The sequence below is a fragment of the Streptomyces sp. NPDC005899 genome (assembly GCF_040629645.1).
Lineage (GTDB): Bacteria > Actinomycetota > Actinomycetes > Streptomycetales > Streptomycetaceae > Streptomyces.
In genome coordinates this window covers 1-6,908 of the sequence record NZ_JBEXWB010000335.1, presented here as the reverse complement: position 1 = coordinate 6,908, position 6,908 = coordinate 1, and the positions used below count along the sequence as shown (strand labels likewise).

Sequence of the window (6,908 nt, the reverse complement as noted above, 5' to 3'; positions counted from 1 at the left end):
CGAGGTGGCGGCCGGCCAGCTCCGCGCCGACGGGCCCGGCCAGCGGCTTCCCGGCGCCGGCGACCTGGCGGCCGGTGGGGGAGAGGACCCAGGCCCGCAGGTCCAGGTCGGAGGTGAGCAGGTCGAGGACCACCTCGGGTCCGCCGCCCGCCGGCCCCGAGGTCATCAGCCGGCGGTGGCGGTCGACGACCGCGGCCAGGTCCCCGGCCCGCTCCCCGGACACCTGGCGCACCACGTGCTCGGTGATCGTCGCGAACGCGACGGTCTCGTGGACGGCGAAGAGCGGCAGCCGGTGCTGCAGGCACGCCTCGACCAGGTCGTCCGGGACCGCCCCGAGCTCCGCCTCGCCCGCGGCGAGCCCGGCGACCCCGGCGCCCGCCAGGAGCCGGACGAAGGGCTCGGAGTCCGCGGCGTCCCGGCGCCAGGCCAGTCCCGTGAGGACGAGCTCACCCCCGGAGAGGTAGCGGCTGGGGTCGCGCAGGTCGGTCGTCATGACGCCCCGGACCGAACGGTCCAGCTCGTCCGCCCCGCCGAGCAGCCGCAGGCCCAGCGCGTCGGTGTCCAGCAGTGCGCGGAGCCGCATCGTCGGTTGCCGCCGTTCTTCCTCGTTGGTGCGGGGGACAGCTGGGGATACCTGTGAATTGCGGTGAGGTTACCGATACCCGCCATTCGTTCGAATCTACAAGACCGGGACGCCGGCCAGCCAATTCCTTCATGGTTTCGGTGACTGCACCGAATGGCCCAAGGCTTGTGTACTGGCTCACACACCGCGTGAACAAGACATGAACGACACGTCGAGGGCCGGCCGCACCCCAGCCCCAGCGCACGAGAGACTGAGAAGAGAGCCACTCATGGACTTCCTTCGCCCCGCCTGCTGGGAGGAGGCGCTCGCCGCCAAGGCCGAGCACCCGACGGCTGTGCCCATCGCGGGTGGCACCGACGTGATGGTCGAGATCAACTTCGACCACCGGCGCCCCGAGTACCTCATGGATCTGAACCGCATCGGCGAGCTGTCCGAGTGGCAGGTCGGCCAGGACACCGTGCGGCTCGGCGCCTCCGTGCCGTACAGCGACGTCATGGAGCACCTGCGGACCGAGCTGCCCGGTCTCGCCCTGGCCTCGCACACCGTCGCCTCGCCGCAGATCCGCAACCGGGGCGGTGTCGGCGGCAACCTCGGCACCGCCTCCCCGGCGGGCGACGCCCACCCGGCGCTGCTCGCCGCGGGCGCCGAGGTCGAGGCGTGCTCCGTACGGGGGACGCGCATGATCCCGATCGACGCCTTCTACATCGGCGTCAAGCGCAACGCACTGGCGCCGGACGAACTGATCCGGGCCGTGCACGTCAAGAAGGCCGACGGCCCCCAGCAGTACTCCAAGGTCGGCACGCGCAACGCGATGGTCATCGCCGTCTGCGCCTTCGGCCTGGCCCTCCACCCGGAGACCCGCACGGTGCGCACCGGCATCGGATCCGCGGCCCCGACCCCGGTCCGGGCCACGGCCGCCGAGGAGTTCCTGAACGCCGCGCTGGAGGAGGGCGGCTTCTGGGAGAGCGGCAAGGTCATCACGCCCTCGGTCGCCGCACAGTTCGCCCAGCTGGCCTCCGGGGCCTGCAACCCCATCGACGACGTACGGGGCACCGCCGCCTACCGCAGGCACGCGGTCGGCATCATGGCCCGGCGCACGCTGGGGTGGACCTGGGAGCAGTACCGCGGCGCGGGCCGCACCCTCGAAGGAGCTGCTTAACCATGCGAGTGAATTTCACGGTCAACGGCCGCGAGCAGGAAGCCGACGACGTCTGGGAGGGTGAATCCCTCCTCTACGTCCTGCGTGAGCGCATGGGCCTGCCCGGATCGAAGAACGCCTGCGAACAGGGCGAGTGCGGGTCCTGCACCGTCCGCCTCGACGGCGTGCCGGTCTGCTCCTGCCTCGTCGCGGCGGGCCAGGCGGAGGGCCGCGAGGTCGTCACGGTGGAGGGACTCGCCGACTACGCCAGGCACCGCGACGACGCCCACCCCGGCGCGAGCTGCGCCTCGGGCGCCTGCGGCACCCCGCTCGACGCCGCCCGGCGGTGGCAGGCCAGGCCGGCCGACGGACGGAGCGCCGAGGCCGCGGAGCTCTCCCCCGTCCAGCAGGCATTCATCGACGCGGGCGCCGTGCAGTGCGGCTTCTGCACCCCCGGCCTCCTGGTGGCCGCCGACGAGCTGCTCGAGGCACACCCGTCCCCGTCCGACCAGGACATCCGCGAGGCGCTCTCCGGCAACCTGTGCCGCTGCACGGGTTACGAGAAGATCCTCGACGCGGTCCGCCTCGCGGCCGCCCGTCAGGAAGAGGCGGTCCGATGACCACGGCGAACCCACGAGCCACGTCCGTGCCGGCCGGCACCCCCACCACGATCACCCAGGGCTCCCGGACGAGCGGTGGCATCGGCGAGTCCACGCTCCGCCCCGACGGCACCCTCAAGGTCACCGGCGAGTTCGCGTACTCCTCCGACATGTGGCACGAGGACATGCTGTGGGGGCACACGCTGCGCTCCACGGTCGCGCACGCCGAGATCCGGTCGATCGACATCGGTGAGGCCCTCGCCACCCCCGGCGTGTACGCCGTGCTGACCTACGACGACCTGCCCGCCGCGATGAAGAACTACGGCCTCGAGATCCAGGACACCCCCGTCCTCGCCCACGGCAAGGTCCGCCACCACGGCGAACCGGTCGCCCTGGTCGCCGCGGACCACCCCGAGACCGCGCGCCGCGCCGCGGCCAGGATCAGAATCGACTACGCGGAGCTGCCGGTCGTCACGGACGAGGCGTCCGCGACCGCCCCCGACGCGATCCTGATCCACGAGGGCCGCACCGACCACCACATCGGCCACGTCCCGCACCCCAACATCGTCCACCGCCAGCCCATCGTCCGCGGCGACGCCGAGGCGGCCGCCGGGCGGGCCGACGTGATCGTGACCGGCGACTACGTCTTCGGCATGCAGGACCAGGCCTTCCTCGGCCCCGAGTCCGGCCTCGCCGTGCCGTCCGAGGACGGCGGCGTCGAGCTGTACGTCGCCACCCAGTGGCTGCACTCCGACCTCCGCCAGATCGCCCCCGTCCTCGGACTCCCCGAGGACAAGGTCCGCATGACGCTCTCCGGCGTCGGCGGCGCCTTCGGCGGCCGCGAGGACCTGTCGATGCAGATCCACGCCTGCCTGCTGGCGCTGCGCACCGGCAAGCCCGTGAAGATGGTCTACAACCGCTTCGAGTCCTTCTTCGGGCACGTCCACCGGCACCCGGCGAAGCTCCACTACGAGCACGGCGCCACCAAGGACGGCAAGCTCACGCACATGAAGTGCCGGATCGTGCTGGACGGCGGCGCGTACGCCTCCGCCTCCCCGGCCGTCGTCGGCAACGCCTCCTCGCTGGCGGTCGGACCGTACGCCGTCGAGGACGTCGACATCGAGGCGATCGCCCTCTACTCCAACAACCCGCCCTGCGGCGCCATGCGCGGCTTCGGCGCCGTCCAGGCGTGCTTCGCCTACGAGGCGCAGATGGACAAGCTCGCCGCGGCGCTCGACATGGACCCGGTCGAACTGCGGCAGCGCAACGCCATGGAGCAGGGCACCCTGCTGCCCACCGGCCAGCGCGTCGACTCGCCGGCCCCCGTCGCCGAACTGCTGCGCCGCGTCAAGGCCCGTCCCCTGCCGCCCGAGCAGCAGTGGCTCTCGGCCGGCGCGGGGGGCGGCACCGTCGACGTGCGCGCGCTGCCCGGCGGGCTCTCCAACACCACCCACGGCGAGGGCGTCGTGCGGGGCGTCGGCTACGCCGTCGGCCTGAAGAACGTCGGGTTCTCCGAGGGCTTCGACGACTACTCCACCGCCCGGGTGCGCATGGAGGTCGTCAACGGCGAACCCGTCGCCACCGTGCACACCGCGATGGCCGAGGTCGGGCAGGGCGGGGTCACCGTCCACGCCCAGATCGCCCGTACCGAGCTGGGGGTCAGCCAGGTCACCATCCAGCCGGCCGACACCCGGGTCGGCTCCGCCGGATCCACCTCCGCGTCCCGCCAGACGTACGTCACCGGCGGCGCCGTGAAGAACTCCTGCGAGGCCGTGCGCGAGCGCGTCCTGGAGATGGGCCGCCGCAAGCTGGGCACGTACCACCCCGCGTGGGCCACCGCCGAACTCCTCCTGGAGGGCGGCAAGGTCGTCACCGACGGCGGGGAGGTGCTCGCCTCCCTCGCCGAGGTGCTGGAGGACGAGGCCGTCGACGTCGAACTGGAGTGGCGCCACCGGCCCACGGAACCCTTCGACCTGCGCACCGGGCAGGGCAACGGCCACGTCCAGTACTCCTTCGCCGCGCACCGCGCGGTCGTGGAGGTCGACACCGAGCTCGGACTGGTCAAGGTCATCGAGCTCGCCTGCGCGCAGGACGTCGGCAAGGCCCTGAACCCGCTGTCGGTCGAGGGCCAGATCCAGGGCGGCACCACCCAGGGGCTGGGGGTCGCCGTCATGGAGGAGATCATCGTCGACCCGAAGACCGCGAAGGTGCGCAACCCGTCCTTCACGGACTACCTGATCCCCACCATCCTCGACACCCCGACCATCCCGGTCGACGTGCTCGAACTCGCCGACGACCACGCCCCGTACGGGCTGCGCGGCATCGGCGAGGCCCCGACCCTGTCGTCCACCCCGGCCGTCCTCGCGGCGATCCGGAACGCGACGGGGCTCGAGCTCAACAGGACCCCGGTGCGCCCCGAGCACATCACCGGGACCTGAGGGGCCCCCACCACGCTCCGGGCGGTGCGCGCCTGCCGCGAACGTCACACTTCCCGCACCGCCCGCCGCCCGGAGTCCCACGCACCACCGCTCCGCCTGCACCACGTAGTTCGTCTCGGGCCGTCCCCCGGGTCGTGCCGCCGCGCAGTCATCCCAAATCCCGCAGTCACGACAGCTCCACGCGGGTGCCCCTGTGAACCTTGGGAGTCAGGCAACATGACCCAGCAGTCAGTGGAACCCAGGACGGGCGCGGAGGACGCGGGCCCCGGCTCGCGCGTCCCCGCCGGACGGTCCTGGCTCGACCGGTACTTCCACATATCCGAACGAGGATCGACCGTCGCGCGCGAGGTGCGCGGCGGCGTCACGACCTTCATGGCCATGGCGTACATCCTCCTGCTCAACCCGCTCATCCTGGGCGGCAAGGACGTCGACGGGCAGATGCTCGGGCAGCCCGGACTGATCACCGCCACCGCCCTCGCGGCGGCCGCCACCACCCTGCTGATGGGATTCGTCGGCAAGGTGCCCCTCGCGCTCGCCGCCGGCCTCAGCGTCTCCGGGGTACTCGCCTCGCAGGTCGCCCCCGCCATGACCTGGCAACAGGCCATGGGCATGTGCGTGGTCTACGGTGTGGTGATCTGCCTGCTGGTCGTCACCGGCCTCCGCGAACTGATCATGAACGCGATCCCGCTCGCGCTGAAGCACGGCATCACCATCGGCATCGGGCTCTTCATCGCCCTCATCGGCCTCGTCAAGGCCGGCTTCGTCCACCAGGGCACGGCGACCCCGCTCTCCCTGGGCCCCGCCGGCGAACTCACCGGGTGGCCGGTCCTGGTGTTCGCCGTGACCCTGCTGCTCATCTTCATGCTCCAGGCACGTAACGTCCCGGGCGCCATCCTCATCGGCATCGTGGTCGGGACCGCCGTCGCGGTCGTCCTGAACGCGGTCGTCGACATCGACCCGAAGGCCTGGAGCAGCGGACCGCCCGAGCTGAGCGGCAGCGCGGTCTCCAACCCGGACTTCTCGCTCTTCGGCGACGTCGAGTTCGGCGGCTGGGCCGACGTGGGCGTCATGACGGTCGGCATGATCGTCTTCACCCTCGTGCTGGCGGGCTTCTTCGACGCCATGGCCACCATCATCGGCGTCGGCACCGAGGCGAACCTCGCGGACGACAGGGGCCGGATGCCGGGCCTGTCGAAGGCGCTGTTCATCGACGGCGCGGGCGGGGCGATCGGCGGTATCGCCGGAGGCTCCGGCCAGACGGTCTTCGTGGAGTCGGCGACCGGGGTGGGGGAGGGGGCCCGCACCGGCCTGGCGTCCGTCGTCACCGGACTCTTCTTCGCCGCCTGCCTGTTCTTCACCCCGCTGACCGCGATCGTGCCGGCCGAGGTGGCCGCCGCCGCACTGGTCATCATCGGCGCGATGATGATGCAGAACGCCCGGCACGTCGACTGGAGCGACCGCTCCGTCGCCGTACCGGTCTTCCTCACCGTCGTCCTGATGCCGTTCACCTACACCATCACCACCGGTGTCGCCGCGGGCGTCATCTCGTACGCCGCCATCAAGCTCGCGCAGGGAAGGGCCCGTGAGGTCGGTGCCTTCATGTGGGCGCTGACGCTGGTCTTCGCCGTCTACTTCGCCCTGCACCCGATCGAGAGCTGGCTGGGCGTCAACTGACGCCCGGCCCGCCCCGTACACCTCTGTCAGAAGGAGACACGCCATGCTGGACATCGCCGAAGAGCTCCACCGGTGGGTCGGGCAGGGACGCGCGTTCGCCGTGGCGACCGTCGTCGCGGTCGGCGGCAGCGCCCCCCGGCAGCCGGGCGCCGCACTCGCGGTCGACGGCGACGGCACGGCCGTCGGGTCGGTCTCCGGCGGATGTGTGGAGGGCGCGGTCTACGAGCTGTGCCGGCAGGCCCTCGCGGACGGCATCACCGTCCGCGAGCGCTTCGGCTACAGCGACGACGACGCCTTCGCGGTCGGCCTGACCTGCGGGGGAGTCATCGACATCCTGGTGACCCCGGTGCGCGCGGACGACCCCGCGCGCCCGGTGTTCGGCCGGCCGGCCAGCCAGCGGGAGTGGCCGACCGGTGAGAACACGTCCTTCTCGCCGTGCCACAGCATCACGGGCCCGGTGATGTCCGCCGGGTCGA

General features: G+C 72.0%; 6 protein-coding genes. 5 read left to right on the top strand and 1 reads right to left on the bottom strand.

Features of this window, described 5'->3' with window-relative positions; all coding sequences use genetic code 11:
* Positions 1–583: PucR family transcriptional regulator ligand-binding domain-containing protein (locus ABZ371_RS26790; RefSeq protein ID WP_358684139.1), on the bottom strand; the 583-nt coding region annotated here is incomplete at its 3' end.
* Positions 584–851: 268 nt separating this feature from the next.
* Here ABZ371_RS26790 and ABZ371_RS26785 point away from each other — a divergent pair.
* The 5 genes from ABZ371_RS26785 to ABZ371_RS26765 form a co-directional block, all read left to right on the top strand.
* Positions 852–1,742: an FAD binding domain-containing protein gene (locus tag ABZ371_RS26785; protein WP_358684137.1), complete on the top strand. Its 891-nt coding sequence runs from the start codon at positions 852–854 to the stop codon at positions 1,740–1,742.
* Between the two features lie 2 nt (positions 1,743–1,744).
* Complete coding sequence (locus ABZ371_RS26780) at positions 1,745–2,341, top strand: (2Fe-2S)-binding protein (RefSeq protein ID WP_358684135.1); 597 nt, start codon at positions 1,745–1,747, stop codon at positions 2,339–2,341.
* The gene (gene pucD, locus ABZ371_RS26775) at positions 2,338–4,758 is read left to right on the top strand and encodes a xanthine dehydrogenase subunit D (RefSeq protein ID WP_358684133.1); all 2,421 of its coding nucleotides are present in this window, start codon (positions 2,338–2,340) and stop codon (positions 4,756–4,758) included. Before ABZ371_RS26780 ends, pucD begins: the two co-directional genes overlap by 4 nt.
* A gap of 216 nt (positions 4,759–4,974) precedes the next feature.
* Entirely contained in the window at positions 4,975–6,432 is a 1,458-nt protein-coding gene (locus tag ABZ371_RS26770) for an NCS2 family permease (protein WP_358684131.1), read from the top strand.
* Positions 6,433–6,475: 43 nt separating this feature from the next.
* Positions 6,476–6,908: XdhC family protein (locus ABZ371_RS26765; protein ID WP_358684129.1), on the top strand; the 433-nt coding region annotated here is incomplete at its 3' end.

What these genes read in the sequence shown, in the direction of transcription:
- ABZ371_RS26785 (WP_358684137.1), top strand. Translation starts at nt 852, where the DNA reads ATGGACTTCCTTCGCCCCGCCTGCTGGGAGGAGGCGCTCGCCGCCAAG.
- ABZ371_RS26780 (WP_358684135.1), top strand. Translation starts at nt 1,745, where the DNA reads ATGCGAGTGAATTTCACGGTCAACGGCCGCGAGCAGGAAGCCGACGAC.
- pucD (WP_358684133.1), top strand. Translation starts at nt 2,338, where the DNA reads ATGACCACGGCGAACCCACGAGCCACGTCCGTGCCGGCCGGCACCCCC.
- ABZ371_RS26770 (WP_358684131.1), top strand. Translation starts at nt 4,975, where the DNA reads ATGACCCAGCAGTCAGTGGAACCCAGGACGGGCGCGGAGGACGCGGGC.